This is a genomic window from Anaeromyxobacter dehalogenans 2CP-1 (assembly GCF_000022145.1).
Classification (GTDB): Bacteria; Myxococcota; Myxococcia; order Myxococcales; family Anaeromyxobacteraceae; genus Anaeromyxobacter; species Anaeromyxobacter dehalogenans.
Map to the genome: position 1 here is coordinate 3,418,701 of NC_011891.1, position 21,266 is coordinate 3,439,966.

Here is a 21,266-nt window from a genome sequence, read left to right on the forward strand (position 1 = left end):
TCGCCCTCCGGCGACGCGCACGTTCGCGATTGGCGCACGTTAGCGCGGATTGCGCCCGGAGCTGGGTACTTCAATCGGGGATGCGCACAAGGGACGCAGGGGTTCCCCGGCGGGGTGGCCAGCCGGCCGCCGGGCGGCCGTGGCGCTCACCGGATGGCCCGCGCGTCCCACTTCCCCTCGCGCCGGAGACCCTCGACCAGCTCGCGGGCGCGCTCGCGCAGCACGACGTAGTCCACCTTGGCGACGCGGTTGAGCGGGAGCGTCCCGGTGGACACCACCTCCACGTGGCTCGGGCGGGCGTACGAGGCGATCCCCTGGCACGCAGCGTGGACGTCCTCGGGCGTGACGGTGGCGTCGGGCGCCTCCTCCACGAACAGCACGATCGCCTCCGACCAGCGCGCGTGCTCGACGCCGACGCAGGCCGCCGCAGCCACCTTGCCCGGCAGCGCGGACACCACGTGGTTCTCCACGTCGCCCGGGAACACCTGGAAGCCCTTCGGCTTGATGACGAGCTTGGCGCGGCCGGCGAGCCGGAGCCCGCGCGCCGGGTCGTAGCTGCCGAGGTCGCCCGTGTAGCAGACGCCGTCCTTCGTGACCGCCTGCGCGGTGGCGGCCGGGTCGTTCAGGTACCCGAGGAACACCTGCGGGCCCGAGAAGCAGATCTCCCCCACCGTCCCCGCGGGCAGCTCGGGGCCGGCGTGCCCGTCCGCGGTCATCGGCCCGCGGATGGAGACGGGGCAGAGCGGCGAGTCGAAGCCGATGCCGTCCGCGAGGTCGTCGGCGCTCGCGCCCACGGCGGTGTAGGTGCAGAAGCCGGAGGTCTCGGTGAGGCCGAGGCCGGTGCCGATCTCCGGGGCCATGGCGCGGAGCCGGTCGAGGAACGCGCGCGGCACGCCCTGCCCCCCGTAGATGGCGGCGCGCAGGCTGGAGAGGTCGAGCTCGGCGTAGCGGCGGTGGCTCCACTCTGCGTTGAAGAGCGCGGGGATCTGCCCGACCACGCTGACGCGGTGCTCGGCGATCGCCTCGAGACTCTTCAGCGCGTCGAAGACGTGCAGGAGCACCGAGGTGATGCCCTCGTACAGCGCCGTGCCGAGCAGCTCGGTGGTGCAGCCCACGTGCGAGGGCGGGAGGTTCACCAGCAGCCGGTCGTCCGGGCGGAGGTCGAACCCGACGGTGAGCCCGACGTTCTGGACGAGGATGCTCTCGTGGCAGAGGAGCGCCGGCTTGGGCGAGCCGGTCGAGCCGGTGGTGAAGATGATGAGGCAGCCGTCGCGCCTGCCGACGCGCGCGCGGGCGCGCCGCACCGTGCCGAGGAGCCTCGCCTTCAGGTAGTCGAGCTTGATCCGGCGGGTGAAGTCCTTCGCCCAGGTGGCGCCGGGGAGGATGCCCTCCGGGTCCTTCTGGAACTGCACCCAGTGGCGGACCCCCGGGAACTTGCCGACCACCTCCTGGAGCACCGGCATGAGCGCGGGCGCGCCGACGAAGAAGTAGCCCCTGGGACGGAGCTTCTCGAACGCGGTCCGGATCTCTCCCGCGCGCAGCCGCAGGTCGAGCGGCGCCAGGATCACGCCGACGCGGTAGCAGGCCACGAGCAGGAAGACGTGCTCCTTGAGCAGCGGCAGGCTGGTGGCGACGACGTCGCCCTTGCGGTAGCCCGCGGCGAGCAGCCGCGCCGCGAACGCGTCGGCGGCGGTGTCGAGCTGCTTCCAGGTGACGGTCTCGCCGGTGTTGTGCTCGAGCAGCGCGATGGCCCCGGGGGCACGCCGCGCGTGCTCGGCGACCCGGTCGGCGATGTTCTCGGGGAGCCGCGCCGCGCGGTCGCGGCAGGCCTGGTCCTGGGCGGCGGTCTTCATGGCGGGGCGTTCTAGCGCAAACCGCCCGGCCGGGCGAGCGCGGCGGGCGCGAGGTCGACTTCGCCGCGGACCGGGGCGAAGATGCCGCGCATGCGAGGCGCGCGCCCGGACGGGCCACCCGGATCGCCGCTCCGGCGCCTGCTCCGCGCCCGAGAGCTCGTCACCGTGGCGCTGGTGGCGGTGGCGGCGGGCGGGCTCTGGCTCTTCCTCGAGCTGGCGGAGGCGATCCGCCACGACGAGGTCCGCTCCCTCGACCGGGCGGTGCTCCTCGCGCTGCGGGATCCCGCCGATCCGTCCGAGCCGCTCGGCCCGCGCTGGGTGGAGGAGATGGGGCGCGACCTCACCGCGCTGGGCGGGACCGCCGTGCTCACGCTGGTCTCGCTCGCGGCCGCGCTGTTCCTGTGGATGGCGCGCCGCCCGCGCTCGATGCTGCTCCTGGCGGTCGCGATCGCCGGGGGACAGGTGCTGAGCCTGCTCCTGAAGCACGGCTACGCGCGGCCGCGGCCGGACCTCGTGCCGCACGGATCGTACGTGTACACCGCGAGCTTCCCGAGCGGCCACTCGATGATGTCGGCGGTGGTCTACCTGACGCTGGGCGCGCTCCTCGCGCGCGTGCTGCCGCGCCGCCGCATGAAGCTCCTCGTCATGGCCTGCGCGCTGGGGGCCACCGCGCTCACCGGCGCGAGCCGCGTGTACCTGGGGGTGCACTGGCCCACCGACGTGATCGCCGGGTGGGCCGTCGGCGGGAGCTGGGCCGTCGCCTGCTGGCTGGCGGCGGACCTCCTCGACCGGCGCCGCGCGCGCGGCACGGCGCCCGAGGGGAGCGGCCCGGGGTCGGAGCAGGCGTAGGCCGCGGTCAGCGCCGGCCGGCGCGGTCCACCAGGATCACGGCCTCCTGCGCGCCCAGCTCGACCTCCAGGGTGCCGGCGCCCGCGCGCCGCACCGCCACCGGTCGCTGCGAGATCGCGTCCCAGTCCGGCAGCGGGCCCGCCGGGCCCTGCAGGCGGAGCCGCGCCGGGCCCCCGAAGTTGAGCACCACCAGCGCGCGCCCCGCCGGCCCCGCGTCGCGCAGGAACGCGAACGCCTCCGGGTGCCCGGGGACCGCGAGCCGCCGGTACGCGCCGCGGCGGAGCGCCGGTAGGTCCTCGCGGAGCGCCGCGAGGCGCCGGTACAGCGGGCGGAGGCCGTGGGCGTCCACCCAGGACACCGGCGGCCCCTCCTCGTACGGCTGGAACTCGGCGCCGACCTCGTCGCCGGTGTAGACCACCGCGATGCCGGGCAGCGCGTGGAGGAGCACGGCCGCGACGCGCGTCATGGCGAGGCCGTGGCGGGTGACGAACCGCTCGCCGGTGTCGTTGTTGTTGAGGAAGCGCGCCACCCGGTGCATCGGCGTCGCGCGGGAGGCGAGCGCGGCGTCGAGCGCCGGCCCGATGCGCGTGGGATCGTCAAAGACCTTCTCCCAGGCCCAGTGGCCGAGCTCGCCGGTCCAGTCGTACGCCGCGTCGAAGCCGTTCCGCACGTAGAACGGGTCGCGCGCGCTCGCCTCCGCGAGCAGGAACACGCCCGGCTTCACCGCGTCGAGCCGCCGGCGCAGCGCCCCCCAGAACGCCGGCGCGCGCCGGCGGATCCCCCAGGCCGCGTCCACGCGGAACCCGTCCACGTCGTACTCGCGGACCCAGTACGCGAACGCGTCCAGCATCATCTGCCGGACGAGCGGGTTGCCGTAGTCGAGGTTCGGCAGGTGCTTCCAGTCGAAGTAGTGCGTCTCTCGGCCGGCCGGATCGCGATCGTACCAGGCCCACCACGGCGAGGCCCGGCCTCGCGCCGCGGCGTCGAGGTGGTGCGGGTGGCCGACCGAGGTGTGGTTCGGGACGAAGTCGAGGAGCACGCGCAGGCCGCGGGCGTGTGCCTCGCGGACCAGGGTGCGGAGGTCCTCGGGCGTGCCGAAGTCGGCGCGCAGGCCGAAGTAGTCGGTGATGGCGTAGCTGACGTCGCCGGGATCGTCGGTGGGGTTGAGCGGCGCGAGCCAGAGCGCGTCTACGCCGAGCTCGCGGAGGGCGTCGAGCCGCGCGGTCACCGCCTTCAGGGGCTCGGGGCCGAACCGCGGCGAGACGACGCCGTAGACCACGGCGCCGCGGTACCACTCCGGATCCGGCCGGACGTCGGCGCCGGCCCGCAGCGGTCCGGCGCAGAGGAGCGCCAGCAGGGCGGCCAGGGGAGCGCGCGCCCTCCCGGCAGGCGCTCGCGTCGAGCCCGCGGAACCGCGAGCGGGAGGGTGGAGCGGGCGGGCGCGCATCCCCTGAGCAACGCCGCGCGGCGCGGCGGTGTTCCAGGGAGCGCGTGAGCCCGGAGACGAGAAGGGCGAGGCGAGCAGGATGCGCTCGCCTCGCCCGGTTGCCTCATGGCAGGCGGAACGGGCCGGAGCCCGCCCCGCCCGCCACGACTACTTGAACAGCGCCATGATCTTCGCGACGGCCGCGTCGAACACGCCCGAGGCGTTCTGCACCTCGAAGCCGAACGTCGCGGTGTGCTGGTCGAACGCCGCCAGGCGGCCGGCGTCGTCCTCGTTGATCAGCTCCGCACGGTGGCAGGAGCCGCAGGCGCGGGCGCCGGCGCCGGTGACCACGGACGGGACGCTGCCGATGTTGCGATCCCAGTTCTTGGGCGTCGCGGCGGCCGAGAGGACGCCCGGCAGCGACTTCGACTGATCCGGAGCCTCGTAGGTGCCCGCCTCGTGGCAGGACTCGCAGTTCAGGATCGTGAAGTTCGGGTAGGTCGACTCGACGTGGTGGCCGTAGCGCAGCTGGGCCACCGGGTTCGAGAAGTCGATGTTGGACAGGTCGAACGGCTGCATCGAGTGGATCGCGTGGACGTAGGAGTCGATCGACCGCGACTGCATCTCGAGGTGGTAGGCGCCGTCACGGGGCGTGTGGCAGATGCGGCAGGCGACGACGCCGGCGCTGCCGTAGTTCGGGTTGTGGAACGTGGTCCCGAGCGCCTCGTGGCACTTGTTGCACTTGTCGGCGCTGACGAGCTTCTTGCCGTACACGTCCGCGTCGGCGACCTGCGTGCCGTTGACGAGGTCCACCGTGGCCGTCGTGCCGGCGACCGCGATGGCCGCGTTGGTGGCGCTCACCGCCGCCGCCTGGTTGGCGCCGACCGTGGGCAGGAACGCGACCTCGGCCTGCTTCACCGCGCCCTGGGCGATCAGGTCGGACCAGAGCGTGAGGTCGGCGGTGGCGGTCCACTGCGTGACGCCGGCGGTGGCCGCGGCGGGTGCGAGCGTCAGGCGGGCGCTGTTCGACGACTTGGTCGGATCGCCGCGCTGGGTGGCGCCCTCGGTGTACTCGAGGTTGGCGGTGCCGTCCGCCTGCGAGTTGTGGCCGCTGACCAGCATGTCCTTCGTGCCGTAGCCGTACAGGCCGACCACGACGGTGGGCTTCACGATGGCGCCCGCGGCCGCGCCGACCACGCTGAACTTGACGGTCAGCGTGTTGGTGGTGCTGTCGAACGTCGCCGAGTCGACCTTCGAGGTGAAGGTGCTCGAGTGCTTGGTGGTCGCGTTCGCGTAGATCTGCGCGTTGAAGCCGCCGTGCACCGCGGCGAACTCCGGCGCGAAGCCGCCCTCGGCCTGCGGCTTGTGGCAGCTGTTGCAGGCGACGGCGGTCGTGTAGAGGTCGGTCGGGTGGTACGGCGCCGCCGGGATGACGTCCTTCAGCGCGGGGGCGCGCTTCGGGTCGCCGTTCACGCCGGTCACCGGGTGGCAGCTCTTGCAGGTCGCGAGCGTGAAGTTCGCGGCGGTGAGGACGCGGTCGAGCTTGCCGGCGTGGCAGGTCACGCAGTTCGCCATCGACTGCGGGTAGGCGAACTCCATCGCGTGCGACATGTGCACGTCGTTCATCACGGTCTTCTTGTAGGCGTACTTCGCCTTCTGCTCGGCCGTCGGGGTACCGCCCTGCGCCGCGTACGCGGCCGGGTCGTCTGCGAGGAGCTGCCAGCCCTCGTGGCCACCGGCGGACTCGTCGGTGTGGCAGGCCTTGCAGGCCGCGAAGTCCGGCAGGCCGGCGACGGCCGCGGCGCGGTAGCCGTGCTTCAGGTACGGCGCGCCGTGGCACTTCTCGCAGCCCGCGACGTTGGCCGTGGACGCGTAGGTGCTCGCGTCGCCGTACGCGATGCCCGTGTTCGACACGTCGGTGTACAGCTGCATGCCCTCGGTCGAGAGCGGGCCGTCGGCGACGTACGCATAGGCCTGGGCGTTCGACAGCTCGGGCTGGAAGGTGGCCGTCGCGTACGACGCGGTGTAGACGCCGTTGCCCTGGCTCGTGATGTTCCCGTAGGAGAACGCGGTCACGAACTTCCGCGTCGCGCTGTCGTAGGTGGTCGCGTAGAAGCGCTTCTGGTCGAGGCCGGCGAGGCCGGCGTCCACGTACGGCGCACCGTTCTTGGTGACCGTGAACGTCATCGTCGACGTGTAGTTCGTGCCGCCCGCGTTCGCGACCGTCGAGACGCCGTTGATGACGACGCTCAGCTGGCTTGCGTCGGTGTACTGGTTGTAGATGCCCTGGTGCTGCGCCCCGGCGTTGCCGTGGCACACGGCGCACGACTCCGGCTTGGCGCTGGCCACCAGATCCTGGCCGTCCTGCCCGGGCTGGCCGGGCGCGCCCGGCTGACCGTCCTGACCGGCGGGACCCTGAGGGCCGGTCTTGCCGTCCTCGCCAGAGCACCCCGCAATCGCGAGCACGCCGGCGAAGAGCAGCGCGCCGGTCGTCCGCATCGTCCACTTGTGCATTGTGTTGAACCTCTCCACGTTGGCGGGCCTAGGCCCGTTTGGCTGACCTCGGGGCGGGACCCTACCAAAGCGCCGCAGGAGTTCCCCGTGCGGCAGGGCGCGTGCGACAACATGCCCGGGTCTTTTATTGGCCTTTGCGCCATATGGCCCAATTCCGCTTGACGAAGATCATTGCGCGCGTGCCGCGATGTAGGTTCGACGGCCCCGCGGACGGGACCTGACGCCGTCGCGCGGCCGCCGGGACGCCCGCCGCGCCGCGCCCGCGGCCGTGCGGCGCGCGGCCGGACGCCGCGCGGCATATGGACCCACCGTGAACGTCCGGCGGACCCACCGTGAACGTTGTGGGGACCCACCGTGAACGTCCGGCGGACCCACCGTGAACGTTGTGTGGACCCACCGTGAACGTCCGGTGCCCCACCGCGCGCCGGAGCGCGCGCCCCGGCGCGCACCGGGTCGGCGGGCGCGCGCCCTCAGAGCGCGTGAATCCATCCCCGGACCGAGCCAGGCGGTCGAGACGCGAGCAGCGCGAGGCGCGACGACCGAGCATGCCCCGAGGCATGTGAGGGAGGAGCAACGACGCGATGCGACGCGGATCGGTCGCCGCGGCGACGGGAGGGGATGGGTTCACGTGCTCTCAGGGACCGTGAAGTAATCCGTCCGCGCTGCGGGTGCGGCGCGGGCAGGCGCCCGGGGTCGAGACGCGCCCACCTTCGGGGACGCGGGGGCGTCGGAGGGCTCGTTCAGCCGGCGGAGCTCGGTCCGGCGCCGGGAGTCCCGTCCGGAGGCGATTAGGCCGAGAGTCTGCTCGCGATGAGACGCATGATGTTGAAGCTGATCGCGGCGAGCAGCACGATCGTCTTCACCTTTACCAGCCCTCGGACGTTCAGCCGGTCGAGTCGCCGGTGCACACGGAGATCTGCGTTCGTCCTCTCGGCGAGGACGCCGCGCTGCACGTAGACGCGCTTGGCGTCCTCTGTGCCCATCCGCACGCGCCATGCCCCGATCGCAGGTGTGTCGTTGCGCTTCGGAGCGTGCGGATCGACGGCTTTGCTCTTCGGCTTCGGTAGCGGCGCATACGGAGTCGCGCCCCGCTCTGCGATGGCCTCGATGTTGTCGAGCGTCACGAAGCCACCGTCGACCAGGTACTCGCGTGGCGTCTCGCCCGTTCGGCGCCGGATCTCGTCGAGCATCGGCACGACGTGCGGCTGGTCGGTACCGTTGTTCGTGACGTCGGTGCCCACGATGACACCGCTCTCGTCCGTCGCGAACTGCACGTTGTAGGCGGGCCGGAACCCACCGTCCGCCATCTTCATCACGCGGCTCTCCGCGTCCGTGGTGCTGACGCGGATCTCGCCGCGACGCCTCGCGTCCGAGGGCTTCTTCTCGTCTCGCTCGACGCGCTGCTTCTCGACGACTTCGACCTCCGCAAGTGCGGCCTCGACGGCATCGAGCCGAGCTTGCGCGGCCCGCTCCTTCGCAGCCTGCACACGCTTCGTCGAAGCTGACGGATCGCTCTCGATCTCGCGCCTGAGCTTTCGGACCTGTTCCTCGGCTTCCTTGCGGCAGCGCTCCAGTGACTGACGACGCCGGAAGCTCGCCGCGCCGGCGCTCGCCCGGACCTTCATCCCGTCCTGCGCCACGCGCCGGAGCTGCACCACGCCTTCCTTCATGAGCGCGGCCAGCACCTGCGTCATGAGCCGGTCGAGCTTCTTCCCGTGCTCCACGCGAAAGTCGGCGAGCGTATGGTGGTTCACCGGCACCCCGCCGCAGATCCAGCGGTAGGGCGCGTCCCGCTCGCACAGCCGCTCGAGCAACCGCGCGCTCCCCACGCCCTCCGAGTTGGCGAACAGCCACAGCGCGAGCAGCACCGCCGGGTCCGTTGCTGGCCGCCCAGCATTGCTGCCGCGCGACGCGATCTCGTCGTAGAACGCCGACAGGTCCAGCCGCTCGACCAACGTCCAGATGGCGCGAACCGGGTGCTCGTCCGGGACCAGCGCTTCGAGGTCCGTCGGCTGCAGCGAGAGTTGATTTCGGACCGGCCTCACCACCCGCGGCGCCTCGTGTTCGCTCACGCCCCGAGAAGATCACGGCCGGCGGCCACAGTCCATGGGGCACCGGCCGATTCCTTCACGCTCTCTCAGAGCGCGTGAATCCATCCCCGGACCGAGCCAGGCGGTCGAGACGCGAGCAGCGCGAGGCGCGACGACCGAGCATGCCCCGAGGCATGTGAGGGAGGAGCAACGACGCGATGCGACGCGGATCGGCCGCCGCGGCGACGGGAGGGGATGGGTTCACGTGCTCTCAGGCCAGCCGCGCCCCGCGCTCGCCGAGGAGCTCGCGCAGCACCGACCGGTGGCAGCGCGCCTCGTCCTCGCAGTAGCAGCCGACCGCGAAGTCCGCGCCGTGCGAGAGCGCCGCGAGCAGGTCGAGCGTCCGTCGCGCCGCCGGCTCCGCCATCTCGGCGCGGAAGCGCCGCCGGAACGCCGCCCACTCGCGCTCGCTCCGCGCCGCCTGCGCGAGCTTCATGGTCGGGACGGTCGGCGCCAGGTTCGGGAACCAGACGTCGTACCAGTCGTCGGCGGCGAAGCGCGACGCGGCGACGCCCCGGGGCGGGCGGCGCACCGTGCCGATGCGAAGCCCCTCCCCGCGCGCGCGCGGGCTCCCGAGCCGGACGATGCGGATCGCCATGGCGCCAGCCTACCGGGACGCGCCGGCGCGGTGCAGCGACCGGAGAGGTCGCGTCGCGGTGCGCGGCGACTCATTGTCAGGGCCCGAAGGCGCCGGCGGTCGCGGCGGCGCCCTCCGCGTCTCCGGGGTGGACCCCCAGGTACGTGAGCAGGCGCCACTGGTGGACCGTGAGCCCGCGCACGGAGATCTGCGCGCCCGGCACCCACGCCAGCAGGCTCGCGAAGCGCGCCAGCGCCGCGTCGTCGCACTGCCGCACGGCGCCGAAGTCGACGCTGAGGCGTGCGAACGGACCGAGCACCTCGATCGTCTCCTGCAGCCGCCGCACGTCGTTCGCGCCGAACGTCCTCCCCACGCGGACGTCCAGCGCATCCCGGATCGCATCGATCTGCATGGTCTCCCCCCGGAGACGGTTCGATCCTGGCTTACCACTGTGAGTGCAGGGCTCCTGCGCGGTCGATCGACGCGCGCCCGGAGCAAGGCGGCCGCCCGGGTGCGGCAGGCACGGAGCCGCCCGCCGGCCGCGCGTTGTCCCCGCCGCCGCACTCCGGCGAGGGGCGAGGCTGCGGCGCGGGATTGCTGTCATGGCGCCGCGTGGTTGCAGGGGCGGCGTCCGGCGCTGGCCATCGGTAAGCGAATGATGACGCGACTTGTCCCCATCGCCGACCGGCCGGTGGCCTCCGGCCGGCGAGGGGCGGCGCGTCCGCTAGTCGTGCCCGAAGGCGCAGTCGGCGCAGAGGACGACGACCTCGGGGCCCTCGTCGCGCCGCTCGACGCGCTGGACGGCGGTCTCGCGGTTCACGGCGCAGCCGCAGAAGTCGCAGCGGCCGTCGACGTCGTCGTGGAGCGGGTGCGGGCTGGCGGAGGATTCGGTGGTCGGCGATTGCATGGCGGGCTCTCCTGGCGTGGTCGTGCGGTGCGTCAAAACGTCCATGACGCGACCAGCCATGAGCCGCACCGTCCCCTTTGGGCCCATCTTGCGGTCGGATCCCTGCCTCGAGCCCCCCGACGTCGGCAGCATCGGCTCCGCGCGGGGCGCAATTGCGCACGGTCGGTGAAACGCGAGCCGCGCGCGGCACGGTCGCCGCCGCCCGCCGCCGGCACGCTCGGTCGCACCACGAGGTCCATCCCCAACGGCCCTTCCGCGAGTTCGGCCGGAGCGTGAAAAGTGGTGCCGAACCCCGACTCGGAGGAGGCGCCATGATGCGGATGGCAGGACTGTTGGTGCTCGGGCTGCTCGCCGCGGGCTGCGCGACGAACGGCTCCGTGAAGCAGCAGATCGACCCGCTCGCCGACCGGATCACCGCGGTGGAGCAGCAGCAGGCGGCGATGAACGCCAAGCTCGACGCGCAGACGGCCGAGCTCCAGGCACTGCGCAAGGACGTGGCGGACTCCGCGGCCACCTCGGCGCGGGCGCAGGAGGCCGTCAAGGCGGCGCAGGATGCGGCGCAGCGGGCCGAGCTCGCGGCCCAGAAGTCCGCGAAGGCGTTCGAGCTGACGCAGGTGAAGGGCAAGATGTAGCGGCGCACGCTGGGGGCGCGCGGCGGCTGCCGGCCGCCGCGCCCCGTCACTCGGCGCTCACGTCCACGGGCATCCCGCTGCGCGCCGCGAGCGCGCGCTCGAGCTTGCCCGGATCCACCCGCTCCCGCACGCCGCGATCCCGCAGCAGCCGCTCCGCGAGCTCCCCCGGAGCGGCCGCGGCCGCGTCGTCGCGGTGCACCTCGACCAGCACGCGTCCGTCCCGGACGCCCACCTTGACCGGCTCCCGCACGATCGCGACCCGGGTGCCGACGCGCACCGCGCGGTAGAGCAGCGGCATGTCCTCGGGGTAGAGCCGGATGCAGCCGTGCGACACGCGCCGCCCCACGCCGAACGGCCGGTTGGTGCCGTGGATGAGGAGGGTCGGCACGGAGAGCCGGAGCGCGTGGCTGCCGAGCGGGTTCTCCGGTCCCGGCGGCACCGCGGCGGGCAGCTCGGGATCCTCGCGCCGGATCGCGGGCGTCGGGTACCACGTCGGCGAGACCAGCTTCTGCTCCACGGTGAGCACGCCGAGCGGCGTCGCGCCCGCCTCCACCGCCACGCCGATCGGGAAGCTGAGGAGCGGCCCGGCCCCGGGCCGCAGGTAGTAGAGGCGCATCTCCGACAGGTTCACGACCACGGTCCCCGCCTCGGCGGCAGCCGGGAGGATCCAGGCCGTCGGCACGGTCGCGACGGTGCCCGGCGGCGGGACGAACGCGTCCAGGCGCGGGTTCGCGGCCGCGATCTCGCCGAACCCGAGGTCGTACCGGCGCGCGATCTCGATGAGCGACTCGCCCCGCCCGACGCGGTGGGCGCCGATGGCGCCGACCACCTCGCCGCCGTCCGGCCCGGCGGCGGGCACCAGCGAGAGCAGCAGGACGAGGACCGGCGACCCCATGTCGGCACCCGCGTGCGGGCGGACTCCGCCGTCCCACCATCGCGCGAGCAGCGCCTCGCCGCGACCGCCCTGGCGGACTGCGCCGGGGGGGTGCGCGCGGCCGCCCGCTGGCCGCTGCGCTCCGGCGCGCATAGGATGTCGGTTCGATGGGGAGGGGCGCGCGCTCCAGCGGAGACGGCCGGCGGCTCGCCGCGTGGGTGCTCGCGTTGCTGCCGGCGCTCGCGCCGGCCGGCGCTGGCGCGCTCGATCCGTCCCCGTCCCCGTGCCCTCGCGCGCGCGACGCGGTCGTGGTGGTGACCGACCGCCGGGAGCTGTGGCTGTGCCGCGGCGGGATCCCGGCGGCGCAGTTCGCGGTGGCGCTCGGCCGCAGCGGCGTGGGCAAGCGCCGCCACGGCGACGGGCGCACGCCGCTCGGGACCTATCCGCTCGGCGACCCGCGCCCGTCCACGCAGTACGGCACGTTCATCCCCATCGCGTACCCGACCCCGGCGCAGGCCGCCCGCGGCTTCACCGGCGCGGCGGTCGGGATCCACGGGCCGCCGCGCGGGACCGAGGGGTACCCGGTCACCGAGGTGGACTGGACGCAGGGCTGCATCGCGACCGGCACCGACGAGGACGTGGACGCCATCGCCGCGTTCGTGCGCGCGCGGCGGCCGCGGCTCGTCATCCGCTGAGCGGGCGGGGCGCCCTCCCCGGCACGGCTTCACGCTTCTTCACGAGCCGCACAGGCCCCGGACACCTCCGCCCCGCATCCTCCCACCGTGCCCGCCCGCGGTGGGCGGGGCCGGAAGCTCATGGTGAGCTTGTCGAACCAGGAGACGAGGACATGAAGCGGATCATCGGCGCCATCGCGGCGCTCGGAGTGCTGGCGGTGGGGTTCGTGGCGCTCACCGGGTTCCACGGCGGATGCGGCTGGCGCGGGCACGGGCACGACCCGGCGCGGATGGCGGCGTTCGTGACGGATCGGGTGGACGACCTGCTCGACGACGTGGACGCGACGCCGGAGCAGCGCACCCGCATCCACGCGGTGAAGGACCGCATGCTCGCCGCGGCGGGCGAGGTGCGCGCCGGGCAGGACGAGGCCCACCAGGCGCTCCTCGCGGAGTGGAAGGCCGACGCGCCGGACCGTGCCCGGCTGCACGCGCTGGTGGACGCCCGCGCGGAGGCGTTCCGGAAGGTCGCGCACGAGGCGGTGGATGCGGGCGTCGACGTCCACGACGCGCTCACCCCGGCGCAGCGCGAGAAGCTCACGCGCAAGATCGAGCGCCTGCATCGCTAGCCCGTGCCCCGGAGCGGACCCGCGGTGACGGCGCGAGCCCCACGCTATGATGCCCCGATGACCGCCGCGACCCCGCTCCTGGCGCTGCTCGTCGAGGACGACCTCCGCCTGGCCGCGTTCACCCGCGAGTATCTCGAGGGGCACGGCGTGGCGGTGGTCCACGCGACCGACGGGCGACGCGGCCTCGACGAGGCGCTCGGCGGCCGCTTCGACGTGGTGCTGCTCGACCTCATGCTGCCGGGCAAGGACGGCCTGGAGGTCTGCCGCGAGCTCCGGTCGCGCTCCGACGTCCCCGTCATCGTCCTCACCGCGCGCGGCGAGGAGGCGGACCGCGTGATGGGCCTCGAGCTCGGCGCCGACGACTACCTGGCGAAGCCGTTCTCGCCGCGCGAGCTGCTCGCGCGGATCCGCGCCGTGGTCCGGCGCGCCACCGGCCGCGCCGGGCCGCCGCGCGAGGTGGTGCGGGTCGGCGGGCTGGTGGTGGACCCGGCGGCGCGCCGGGTGACGCTGGACGGGCGCGAGGTGGCGCTCACCGGGTACGAGTTCGCGCTGCTGCACGCGCTGGCGCGCCGCGCGGGCCGGGTGCTCGCCCGGGAGCAGCTCATGGAGCTGGCCGGCGGCAGCGCGGAGGAGGCGTTCGACCGCTCCGTGGACGTGCACGTCTCCCGGCTGCGGCAGAAGCTCGGCGACGATCCCCGGCGGCCCCGCCTCATCAAGACGGTCCGCGGCGCCGGGTACCTGCTCGCCGGGGAACCGGGATGAGCCGCCGCGCGCACGGGCCGCTCTTCTGGCGCGTCTACCTGCACGGCGTGCTCCTGCTGCTGGTGGTGGCGATCGCGGTCGGCGCGGTCGGCTTCGCGCTGCGCCGCGGGAGCGGCTGGTGGTCGGAGCGCGGGGCCGGCCGCTACGCCGCGGAGCGCGTGGGCGAGCTGGTCGGGGATCCGCCGCGCCTCTCCGCGGAGCTCGCGCGCGTGCGCGAGGCGTTCGGGGTCGAGGCGTCGGTGTACGCGCCCGGCGGCGGGCTCGTCGCCACGAGCGCGCGCGACCCCGCCGCCGCGGCGCGCCCCGACGCGCGGCGGCGCGGGTGGACGGTGCCGCTCCGGGACGGCGGGACGCTGGTGGTCCACTCTCGACCGCACGATCCGGCGCGCGGGCTGCTGTTCATCGGGGCGGTCCTGGCTGCGCTCGCGGTCGCCTCCTACCCGCTCACCCGCGCGATCGTCGCGCCGGTGGAGCGGCTCACCGCGGCCGCCCGCGCGCTCGGCGCCGGCGACCTCGCCGCGCGGGCCAACGTCCGCGCGCACGGCGAGCTGGGCGAGCTGGGCCGCTCGTTCGACGAGATGGCCGCGCGGCTCGAGGCGCTGGTGCGCGGCGAGCGCGAGCTGCTCGCGAACGTCTCGCACGAGCTGCGCACGCCGCTGGCCCGGATCCGGGTCGCGCTGGAGCTGGCCGCCGAGGGCGACGCCGCGCGCGCCCGCCGCTACCTCGGCGAGATCGGTCAGGACCTCGCGGAGCTGGACGCGCTGGTGCAGGACGTGCTCGACGCCGCGCGCCTGGAGGCCCGGGGCGCGGCGGCGCTCCGGCTCGACGCCGGACCGCTGGAGCTCGCGGACGTGGCGCGCGCGGCGGCCTCGCGCTTCCACGGCGGGCACGAGGGGCGCGCCCTCGAGCTGGAGGTGGGGCCCGGGACCCGGGTCCACGGCGACGCGGCGCTCCTCCGGCGCATGCTCGACAACCTGCTCGACAACGCGGCGAAGTACTCGGAGGCTCCGTCGCCGGTCCGGCTCTCGGTCCGGGCCGAGCCCGGGGCGGCGATCCTGGAGGTGTCCGACCGCGGGATCGGCATCGCCCCGGAGGACCTGCCGCGCCTGTTCACGCCGTTCTTCCGCACCGACCGGAGCCGCGAGCGCGGCACCGGCGGGACCGGCCTCGGCCTGGTGCTGGCACGGCGCGTCGCGGAGGCGCACGGCGGGTCCATCTCGGTCGAGAGCGCGCCGGGGCAAGGTTCCACGTTCCGCGTGCGGATCCCGTCGGCACCGGCCTGACGATGGGCGCTCCGCGGCGCGATCGACCGCCGCGCGCGCCTGCCGCACGCGATCGGTGCAGCACGTCGACGATCCACCCTCGGCGCCACCCCTTGGATGTGCCCGCGCGCGACCGCCGGCGTCCGCGCGGCGCGCGACCATCCTTCCCGGGGTGCGCCCATGCGGATCGCGATCGCGGCCATGCTGCTCGCGCTGAGCTCGACGTCCTGTCACAACGAGTGCGACGAGGGGAAGCTGCGCTGCAGCGGCCACGACCTCCAGGTCTGCGTCGATCCCTCGGGCGGCTCGGATCCTGGGTGGCGCACCGTGGTGGACTGCCAGGAGGAGGGCCTCCCCCTCGTCGGGAGCTGCTACGACTGCAGCGACGGGACGCACCTCTGCTCGGACGACCCCACCAATCCGTGCTCCGGTCACGGCGGCCTGTAGCGCTCACGTCGCCGACGCGCCGCCCGTGGTCACGTCGCGCGCGCCGGGCGTTCCAGACACGGGGGCTCGGAGTCCGCTGGAGGACGCGGAGCATGGGCCGGATCGGCAAGCTGCTGCTCGGGATCGTGAACCTGGGGCCCATCGGCTTCATGGCCGTGGCCGTCTACCGCCACGGCGACCTGCCTGCCTGGGCGGTGGCCGCGCAGGTCGCGGTGGTGGCCGTGCTGCTGGCGATCTACCTGCGCCACCTCGCCGGGAACGACCAGCTCACCCGCGGCCTGCGCCGCGGCTGGGCGCTGGTGCTCCTCGCCGGGAACTGGGCGGTGTTCCCGGTGTACTGGCACCAGTTCGTCTGGCAGGAGCCGCGCGAGCGCTGAGGCGGCGCGGCTCGCGGTGCGCTGCTCCAGCCGCTCGAGGGCGGCCAGGGGCTCTCGGTCTGCGTCCCGCTCCCGGGCGCCGATGCGGCGCGGCCCGAGGAGGCGCTCGCGGTGGTCCTTCGCACGATGATGCGGCGCCCGCCCCTTCCGAGCGCGGCGGTCGCGTTGCGCGGCCTGGACGACGCGGGTAGATGCCCGCAATGGATCGGGTCCCCTGCTACGCCGCGAACGTTCGGCGCGCCGCGCTCGCGCTGACCTCGCTCTACGACGCGGCGCTCACGCCGCACGGCCTCAAGGTGACGCAGTACTCGCTGCTGCACGCGGTCAAGCGGCACGGCCGGACGAACCTCACCGCGCTCGGGGACGCCACGGGGCTCGATCGCAGCACGCTCGGGCGCAACCTGCGGGTGCTGGAGGGCATGGGGCTGGTGGCGCTCGAGCCCGGCGAGGACCAGCGGGACCGCGTCGCCGCCCTCACCGAGGAGGGCCGGGCGCGGCTCCGGGCGGCGGCGCCGGGATGGGCCGCGGCGCAGCGGGCGGTGGAGCGCGTGCTCGGGGCGAACGCCGAGCAGCTCACCGAGCTCGCCCGCCGCCTCGCCGCGCTCCCGGGCGATTCGGAGGCAGCGTGAGCCGCGCCGGGACCCAGGGCTGGCGCGGGCCGGCCGCGGTGCTCGCCGCCGGCGCGCTCACGCTCACCGTGTCGCTCGGGATCCGCCACGCGTTCGGGCTGTTCCTCGAGCCCATGAGCCGCGACAACGGCTGGACGCGCGAGGTGTTCGCGTTCGCCATCGCGCTGCAGAACCTGGTGTGGGGCGCCGCCCAGCCCTTCGCCGGCCGCCTCGCGGATCGCCGCGGCGCGGCGCGGGCGGTGCTGGGCGGCAGCGTCCTGTACGTCGCGGGCCTGCTGCTGATGGCGACCGCGCACGGCGCGTCCGCCCTGGCGCTCTCCGCCGGCGTGCTGGTGGGCCTGGGCCTGTCGGGCACCTCCTACCCGATCGTCTTCGGCGCCATCTCGCGGTGCACCGCGCCGGAGCGGCGCAGCCTCGCCACCGGCATCGCCATGGCGGTGGGCTCGCTCGGTCAGTTCGCGATGCTGCCGGGCGCGCTCGCGGCCATCGACGCGATCGGCTGGGCGGGGGCGCTGGTGGCGCTGGCCGCGCTCGGCGCCACCATGGCCCCGCTCTCGGCGGCCCTGCGCGAGCGCCCGTCGACGGCCGGCGTGGCCACGGGCGGGGGCGCGCGCGAGGCGCTGGCGGGGGCGCTCCGCCACCGCGGGTTCTGGCTGCTCTCCTTCGGCTTCTTCGTGTGCGGGTTCCACGTGGTCTTCATCGCCACCCACCTGCCCGCGTTCCTCGCGGACCGGGGGCTCGGGCCGCGGGCGGGCGCCGCGGTGCTCGCGCTGGTGGGCCTGTTCAACATCGGCGGCTCCTACTGCGCCGGGCTGCTCGGCGGGCGCATGAGCAAGCCCGGGCTGCTGGTGGGCCTCTACCTGCTCCGCGCCGCGGTCATCGCGGCGTTCGTCCTCGCGCCGGTGACCGAGGGCTCGGCCTACGCGTTCGGCGCGGCCATGGGGTTCCTGTGGCTCTCGACGGTGCCGCTCACCAACGGCACCATCGCGACGCTCTTCGGGACCCGGCACCTGGCCATGCTGGGGGGAGTGGCCTTCTTCTTCCACCAGGTCGGCGCGTTCCTGGGCGGCTGGCTGGGCGGGCGGCTCTACGTCGCGACGGGCAGCTACGAGCTGGTGTGGTGGATCTCGATCGCGCTCGCGCTCCTGGCGGCGCTGGTGAACGTGCCGGTCCGCGAGGCGCCGGTAGCGCGCGCGGCGGGGGCGCCGGAGCCGGCCGCGTGACGCGCACGGTGCTCCGGGCCGCGCTCGTCGCGCTCGCGGCGCTGATCGCGCTGTGGGCCTTCGTCTCGTACCTGCAGCCGGCGTTCTCCGGGGAGCGGATGGCCGCGCTGCTTCGCTGCAACTGACGCCCGGGCGCTGTCTCCCGGGGATCGCGACCGCTGGCCATGATCCCGACACCCGGCGCGCCGGATCCGGCGCGATTCCGCGTCCTCCCGCCGGCGCGCCGCGGTGGCACGGCCGATGCTCTCCTCCCCGGTGCGCGCTCACGCGCGCCGGGTGAAGCGCATGCCGAACGGAGCGGGACGACCAGGGGACGAGGCGCCGATCGAGGCCGTCGCCGCCGCTCGAGGCGCCTCGGCGGAGCTGGTCGCGCAGGCGCTCGCGAGGCCCGGCAGCGACGAGCCGACCACGGTCGCCCTACGCCTCTGGTGCCTGCTCCCGCCGCACCGATGCGGTCGACCGGAGGCCGCGGCGCTGGACGCGGTCGCGCGCGACCTCCGGCGCATCGCGGCGGCGATCGGTCCCGGCGTCGATCCGCCCGTGCACACGGTGGTGGGCGAGTTCCTCCCCGCGGAGTACCCGGCCCGGCGGGCGCCCGGCCGCTGCGAGGTCTCGCTCGCGGTCGTGCTCCGCGCGGCGGGCCGCGTCCCGGCCCTCGCCGCGCGGGTCCGGGCGCGGCTGGCGGCGCTGGGCGTGCCCGAGCGGCGCTGAGCCGGCGGTTGCGCGGCGGCTGAAACGCGAATACGGTATTCGCGTTTCGGCACCCTGCCCCAGGAGCCCGCCCTTGGCCGCCCGATCCGACCTCCCCGCCCCGACCGATCCCTTCGCCGCGCTCGACGCCACCGCGCAGGCCGCGCTGGTGCGCGAGGGCGACGCCACGCCGCTCGAGCTGGTGGACGCGGCGCTCGCCCGCCTCGACCGCCTCGGCGACCTCAACGTCGCCGCCTCGGTCGATCCGGAGCGCGCCCGGCGGGCCGCCCGCGAGGTCCGCCGCGGCGCGCCGCTCGCCGGCGTGCCGTTCCTGCTGAAGGACCTGCTCCCCTACCCTGGCCTGCCGCTCGGCTGCGGCTCGCGCCTCCTGGCCGGCCAGGCGTCGCCCCCGGCGCCGGACCTCGCGCGCGCGTTCGACGACGCGGGGCTGGTCGTGCTGGGCAAGAGCACCACCTCCGAGTTCGGCCTGCTCGGCACCACCGAGACCCTGGCGTGCGGCGCCACCCTCAACCCCTGGGATCCGGCGCGCTCGCCGGCCGGTTCGTCCGGCGGCTCGGCCGCCGCGGTGGCGGCGGGCATCGTCCCGGTGGCGCACGCGTCCGACGGCGGCGGCTCGATCCGCATCCCGGCCTCGGTGTGCGGCGTTGTGGGGCTGAAGCCCAGCCGCGGGCGGCAGCGCGACGTCGGCATGCCGCTCGACACGCCGCTCGCTGCGCTGGTGGTGGATCACTGCGTGAGCCGCTCCGTCCGGGACAGCGCGGCGCTGCTCGGGCTGACGCAGCGGCGCGACGCCACCGCGCCGTGGCCCCCGCTCGGCCCCGAGGCGCTCTCGCCCTCGGCGCACCCGCGGCGGCTCCGGATCGGCGTGTACGCGCGGACCGGCTTCGACCGCGCGCCCGCCCCCGAGATCCGCGCCGGCCTGGACGCGGCGCGCCGGCTGTGCGAGGGGCTCGGCCACGAAACGATCGAGGTCGCCGGGCCACGCTTCGACGCGGCCGCCACCCGCGACGCGATCTTCCTCCTGTTCGGCGCGACGCTCGGCCCGCTGGTGGCGCAGGTCCGGGGCGCCGCGGGGGAGGCCGCGCTCCCCGCCCTGCTCGAGCCGTTCACGCTCGAGCTGGTGGAGCGCGCGGAGGCCGCCGGTCCGGCGGCGCTCGCGGCGGCGAGAGCCGCGCTCGACGTCGCCGCCCGCGAGGGCCTGGCCTTCCTCGACGGGCTCGACGCCGCGCTCAGCCCCACCACCGCCGTGCTCCCGTTCCCGCTCGATACGCTCTCGCCGCGCCACCCCGTCGATCGGAACCTCGCCTTCACCGAGGACCTCGCCGGCTACACGGCCATCCACTCGATCACCGGCGCGCCCGCGATGTCCGTCCCCCTGCACTGGACCGCCGGCGGCCTGCCGGTGGGGATGCAGCTCGTGGCACGCCCCGGGGACGAGGCCCTGCTGCTGCAGCTCGCGTATGCGCTGGAGGCGGCGGCGCCCTGGAAGGATCGGTGGCCGCCGCGCTCCGCCGTGGCGGTCGCCGCCGGGGAGGGCCCGTGGCGCAGCGCCTGAAGGAGGACGTGCGCGCCCGCCTGGTGGACGCGGCGCTGTCCGAGTTCGTCCGGCAGGGCTGGCGCGGGGCGCGGCTGGTGGACATCGCCGCCGCGGCGGGCGCGTCCATCGGGAACGTGTACCGGTACTTCCCGGACAAGGAGGCGCTGCTCCGGGCCGCGGTGCCGCCGGAGCTCGGCACCGAGCTGGTGCGGCTGCTCCGGGGGCGGGTGCGCGCCCTCGGGGCGATGGGCGACTGGCGCCTGGGCGACGCGGCCGGCTCGGACCGCGCGGCCGCCCTGCTCGCGTTCTGGATCGCGCACCGGCGCGAGGTGGTGGTGCTGCTGGGGCGGGCGGAGGGCTCGCCGCTCGCCCACGTCCGCCCGCTGGTCGCCGGCGAGCTGACGCGCGCCGCGGCGCGCTACCTGCGCGACCACTCGGACCGGCCGGTGCCGCGCGAGGTCCGCTTCGTGCTGGAGCGGATCTTCGAGGGCACGCTGGGGATGATCGTGGACGTGCTGGCCGCGCACGAGACGCCGGAGGAGATCTCGGCGGCGTTCGGCGCGTTCTGGCGGTTCCAGCTCGCCGGGCTGCAGGCGCTGCTCGCGCCACCGCGCCCGCCGCGCGGCGCCGGCGGACGCGCGCGACGCTAGGCCGCGACCGCCTGGCCGCGGGCGACCGGCTCGCAGGCGAGGGCCGCGCCGCAGCCGGCGGGCTCGAGCGGCTCGACCACGGGCGGGCTGCGGCGCTCGGCGGGGGCGGGAGTCGCCACCGGCCCGCGGCACTCCAGGCGGACGATCCGGCCCTCGTCGTCGTGGTGGACCACGCACACGGCGGCGCGGCGGCCGGCCTGGAGCGAGGACTCGGGCAGCGCGAAGTGGCGCGCGTAGTCGCGGAGCGAGAGCGCCTCGTCGTCGGCGAGCGCCTTGCGCGCCGGCAGGCCCTTCCACACCAGCAGCGTGCCGGAGGTCCCCACCAGCGCCATCACGGAGCTGGGGAGGTCCCCGGCCGTCCCGTTCGCCACCAGCTTCACCAGCACCGGCGAGGAGCGCATCCCGAGCTCGGCGACGGCGCGGAGGATGGGGACCCACAGCCAGAGCCAGGCGCCCCACATGACGGCGGTGGAGGCATCGGAGAGCAGCCGCTGGTACCAGGCCAGCCGGTGACGCGCGTTGATGATGAGTGATCCGCTCATGTCCATCCTTCGCCTTCGCTGCGGCGCGCCACCTGCTCCGCCTGCCGTCTCCATCCGCCGGGCCGGCCGCTGCGCCGGCCCGGGGGCCGCAAGGGGACGTGGCG

Annotated in this window: 23 protein-coding genes; 14 read left to right on the forward strand and 9 right to left on the reverse strand. The window is 75.1% G+C overall.

All coding sequences use genetic code 11. The features are described 5' to 3' along the window. Positions 1–146: 146 nt before the first annotated feature. Positions 147–1,853, reverse strand: a complete 1,707-nt coding sequence (locus A2CP1_RS15590; RefSeq protein ID WP_012634154.1) for a class I adenylate-forming enzyme family protein — start codon at positions 1,851–1,853, stop codon at positions 147–149. Positions 1,854–1,943: 90 nt separating this feature from the next. Here A2CP1_RS15590 and A2CP1_RS15595 point away from each other — a divergent pair, with 90 nt between their 5' ends. Next, positions 1,944–2,702 (forward strand): phosphatase PAP2 family protein, encoded by a 759-nt coding sequence (locus A2CP1_RS15595; protein WP_245529798.1) that lies wholly within the window; start codon positions 1,944–1,946, stop codon positions 2,700–2,702. Positions 2,703–2,709: 7 nt separating this feature from the next. Here the strand turns inward: A2CP1_RS15595 and A2CP1_RS15600 are convergent, their stop codons facing one another. From A2CP1_RS15600 to A2CP1_RS15625, 6 genes are all read right to left on the reverse strand, one after another. After that, positions 2,710–3,981 (reverse strand): alpha-amylase family glycosyl hydrolase, encoded by a 1,272-nt coding sequence (locus tag A2CP1_RS15600; protein ID WP_245529799.1) that lies wholly within the window; start codon positions 3,979–3,981, stop codon positions 2,710–2,712. Positions 3,982–4,296: 315 nt separating this feature from the next. Further along, positions 4,297–6,642, reverse strand: a complete 2,346-nt coding sequence (locus tag A2CP1_RS15605) for a multiheme c-type cytochrome (RefSeq protein WP_012634157.1) — start codon at positions 6,640–6,642, stop codon at positions 4,297–4,299. Between the two features lie 788 nt (positions 6,643–7,430). Further along, a complete protein-coding gene (locus A2CP1_RS15610; protein ID WP_041450530.1) occupies positions 7,431–8,714 on the reverse strand; it encodes an IS1182-like element ISAde2 family transposase in 1,284 nt (427 codons plus the stop codon). A gap of 229 nt (positions 8,715–8,943) precedes the next feature. After that, the gene (locus tag A2CP1_RS15615; protein ID WP_012634159.1) at positions 8,944–9,330 is read right to left on the reverse strand and encodes a DUF488 domain-containing protein; all 387 of its coding nucleotides are present in this window, start codon (positions 9,328–9,330) and stop codon (positions 8,944–8,946) included. 76 nt (positions 9,331–9,406) lie between these two features. Continuing rightward, on the reverse strand, positions 9,407–9,721 hold the full coding sequence (locus tag A2CP1_RS15620) for a hypothetical protein (protein ID WP_012634160.1): 315 nt from the start codon (positions 9,719–9,721) through the stop codon (positions 9,407–9,409). A 312-nt stretch (positions 9,722–10,033) separates the two neighbouring features. Then, positions 10,034–10,216 (reverse strand): hypothetical protein, encoded by a 183-nt coding sequence (locus tag A2CP1_RS15625; RefSeq protein WP_012634161.1) that lies wholly within the window; start codon positions 10,214–10,216, stop codon positions 10,034–10,036. 320 nt (positions 10,217–10,536) lie between these two features. Here A2CP1_RS15625 and A2CP1_RS15630 point away from each other — a divergent pair, with 320 nt between their 5' ends. Beyond that, positions 10,537–10,848 carry a hypothetical protein gene (locus A2CP1_RS15630; RefSeq protein ID WP_232288230.1) on the forward strand — a complete coding sequence of 104 codons (312 nt, stop codon included), beginning with the start codon at positions 10,537–10,539 and terminating at the stop codon, positions 10,846–10,848. Positions 10,849–10,894: 46 nt separating this feature from the next. Here A2CP1_RS15630 and A2CP1_RS15635 read toward each other — a convergent pair whose 3' ends face one another. Continuing rightward, complete coding sequence (locus tag A2CP1_RS15635; RefSeq protein ID WP_012634162.1) at positions 10,895–11,743, reverse strand: L,D-transpeptidase family protein; 849 nt, start codon at positions 11,741–11,743, stop codon at positions 10,895–10,897. A 146-nt stretch (positions 11,744–11,889) separates the two neighbouring features. Between A2CP1_RS15635 and A2CP1_RS15640 the strand changes: the two genes are divergently transcribed. The 12 genes from A2CP1_RS15640 (at position 11,890) to A2CP1_RS15690 (ending at position 20,620) form a co-directional block, all read left to right on the forward strand. Next, entirely contained in the window at positions 11,890–12,417 is a 528-nt protein-coding gene (locus A2CP1_RS15640) for a L,D-transpeptidase family protein (RefSeq protein WP_012634163.1), read from the forward strand. Positions 12,418–12,569: 152 nt separating this feature from the next. Continuing rightward, a complete protein-coding gene (locus A2CP1_RS15645) occupies positions 12,570–13,022 on the forward strand; it encodes a Spy/CpxP family protein refolding chaperone (RefSeq protein WP_012634164.1) in 453 nt (150 codons plus the stop codon). Positions 13,023–13,079: 57 nt separating this feature from the next. Continuing rightward, positions 13,080–13,784: a response regulator transcription factor gene (locus tag A2CP1_RS15650; RefSeq protein WP_012634165.1), complete on the forward strand. Its 705-nt coding sequence runs from the start codon at positions 13,080–13,082 to the stop codon at positions 13,782–13,784. Then, positions 13,781–15,067: a HAMP domain-containing sensor histidine kinase gene (locus tag A2CP1_RS15655; RefSeq protein ID WP_012634166.1), complete on the forward strand. Its 1,287-nt coding sequence runs from the start codon at positions 13,781–13,783 to the stop codon at positions 15,065–15,067. Before A2CP1_RS15650 ends, A2CP1_RS15655 begins: the two co-directional genes overlap by 4 nt. A gap of 159 nt (positions 15,068–15,226) precedes the next feature. Then, on the forward strand, positions 15,227–15,493 hold the full coding sequence (locus A2CP1_RS15660) for a hypothetical protein (protein ID WP_012634167.1): 267 nt from the start codon (positions 15,227–15,229) through the stop codon (positions 15,491–15,493). Positions 15,494–15,585: 92 nt separating this feature from the next. After that, entirely contained in the window at positions 15,586–15,870 is a 285-nt protein-coding gene (locus A2CP1_RS15665) for a hypothetical protein (protein WP_012634168.1), read from the forward strand. Between the two features lie 200 nt (positions 15,871–16,070). Next, positions 16,071–16,499: a MarR family winged helix-turn-helix transcriptional regulator gene (locus A2CP1_RS15670; protein ID WP_012634169.1), complete on the forward strand. Its 429-nt coding sequence runs from the start codon at positions 16,071–16,073 to the stop codon at positions 16,497–16,499. Further along, positions 16,496–17,722 (forward strand): MFS transporter, encoded by a 1,227-nt coding sequence (locus A2CP1_RS15675; protein ID WP_012634170.1) that lies wholly within the window; start codon positions 16,496–16,498, stop codon positions 17,720–17,722. Before A2CP1_RS15670 ends, A2CP1_RS15675 begins: the two co-directional genes overlap by 4 nt. Beyond that, the gene (locus tag A2CP1_RS23955; RefSeq protein ID WP_012634171.1) at positions 17,719–17,847 is read left to right on the forward strand and encodes a hypothetical protein; all 129 of its coding nucleotides are present in this window, start codon (positions 17,719–17,721) and stop codon (positions 17,845–17,847) included. The genes A2CP1_RS15675 and A2CP1_RS23955 overlap by 4 nt, the downstream gene beginning before the upstream one ends. A 160-nt stretch (positions 17,848–18,007) precedes the next feature. Further along, positions 18,008–18,433 (forward strand): hypothetical protein, encoded by a 426-nt coding sequence (locus tag A2CP1_RS15680; RefSeq protein ID WP_041450692.1) that lies wholly within the window; start codon positions 18,008–18,010, stop codon positions 18,431–18,433. 73 nt (positions 18,434–18,506) lie between these two features. After that, on the forward strand, positions 18,507–19,988 hold the full coding sequence (locus A2CP1_RS15685) for an amidase (RefSeq protein WP_012634173.1): 1,482 nt from the start codon (positions 18,507–18,509) through the stop codon (positions 19,986–19,988). Continuing rightward, positions 19,973–20,620, forward strand: a complete 648-nt coding sequence (locus tag A2CP1_RS15690; protein WP_012634174.1) for a TetR/AcrR family transcriptional regulator — start codon at positions 19,973–19,975, stop codon at positions 20,618–20,620. The genes A2CP1_RS15685 and A2CP1_RS15690 overlap by 16 nt, the downstream gene beginning before the upstream one ends. Here the strand turns inward: A2CP1_RS15690 and pgaD are convergent. After that, positions 20,617–21,162 (reverse strand): poly-beta-1,6-N-acetyl-D-glucosamine biosynthesis protein PgaD, encoded by a 546-nt coding sequence (gene pgaD, locus A2CP1_RS15695; protein WP_012634175.1) that lies wholly within the window; start codon positions 21,160–21,162, stop codon positions 20,617–20,619. The genes A2CP1_RS15690 and pgaD overlap by 4 nt on opposite strands. Positions 21,163–21,266 lie beyond the last annotated feature (104 nt).

Coding starts and splice junctions, on each gene's coding strand:
- A2CP1_RS15630 (WP_232288230.1), top strand. CDS start 10,537: ATGGCAGGACTGTTGGTGCTCGGGCTGCTCGCCGCGGGCTGCGCGACG.
- A2CP1_RS15605 (WP_012634157.1), bottom strand. CDS start 6,642: ATGCACAAGTGGACGATGCGGACGACCGGCGCGCTGCTCTTCGCCGGC.
- pgaD (WP_012634175.1), bottom strand. CDS start 21,162: ATGAGCGGATCACTCATCATCAACGCGCGTCACCGGCTGGCCTGGTAC.
- A2CP1_RS15655 (WP_012634166.1), top strand. CDS start 13,781: ATGAGCCGCCGCGCGCACGGGCCGCTCTTCTGGCGCGTCTACCTGCAC.
- A2CP1_RS15590 (WP_012634154.1), bottom strand. CDS start 1,853: ATGAAGACCGCCGCCCAGGACCAGGCCTGCCGCGACCGCGCGGCGCGG.
- A2CP1_RS15640 (WP_012634163.1), top strand. CDS start 11,890: ATGGGGAGGGGCGCGCGCTCCAGCGGAGACGGCCGGCGGCTCGCCGCG.
- A2CP1_RS15635 (WP_012634162.1), bottom strand. CDS start 11,743: ATGGGGTCGCCGGTCCTCGTCCTGCTGCTCTCGCTGGTGCCCGCCGCC.
- A2CP1_RS15670 (WP_012634169.1), top strand. CDS start 16,071: ATGGATCGGGTCCCCTGCTACGCCGCGAACGTTCGGCGCGCCGCGCTC.
- A2CP1_RS15665 (WP_012634168.1), top strand. CDS start 15,586: ATGGGCCGGATCGGCAAGCTGCTGCTCGGGATCGTGAACCTGGGGCCC.
- A2CP1_RS15680 (WP_041450692.1), top strand. CDS start 18,008: ATGCCGAACGGAGCGGGACGACCAGGGGACGAGGCGCCGATCGAGGCC.
- A2CP1_RS15650 (WP_012634165.1), top strand. CDS start 13,080: ATGACCGCCGCGACCCCGCTCCTGGCGCTGCTCGTCGAGGACGACCTC.
- A2CP1_RS15625 (WP_012634161.1), bottom strand. CDS start 10,216: ATGCAATCGCCGACCACCGAATCCTCCGCCAGCCCGCACCCGCTCCAC.
- A2CP1_RS15645 (WP_012634164.1), top strand. CDS start 12,570: ATGAAGCGGATCATCGGCGCCATCGCGGCGCTCGGAGTGCTGGCGGTG.
- A2CP1_RS15620 (WP_012634160.1), bottom strand. CDS start 9,721: ATGCAGATCGATGCGATCCGGGATGCGCTGGACGTCCGCGTGGGGAGG.
- A2CP1_RS15615 (WP_012634159.1), bottom strand. CDS start 9,330: ATGGCGATCCGCATCGTCCGGCTCGGGAGCCCGCGCGCGCGCGGGGAG.
- A2CP1_RS15660 (WP_012634167.1), top strand. CDS start 15,227: ATGCGGATCGCGATCGCGGCCATGCTGCTCGCGCTGAGCTCGACGTCC.
- A2CP1_RS15595 (WP_245529798.1), top strand. CDS start 1,944: ATGCGAGGCGCGCGCCCGGACGGGCCACCCGGATCGCCGCTCCGGCGC.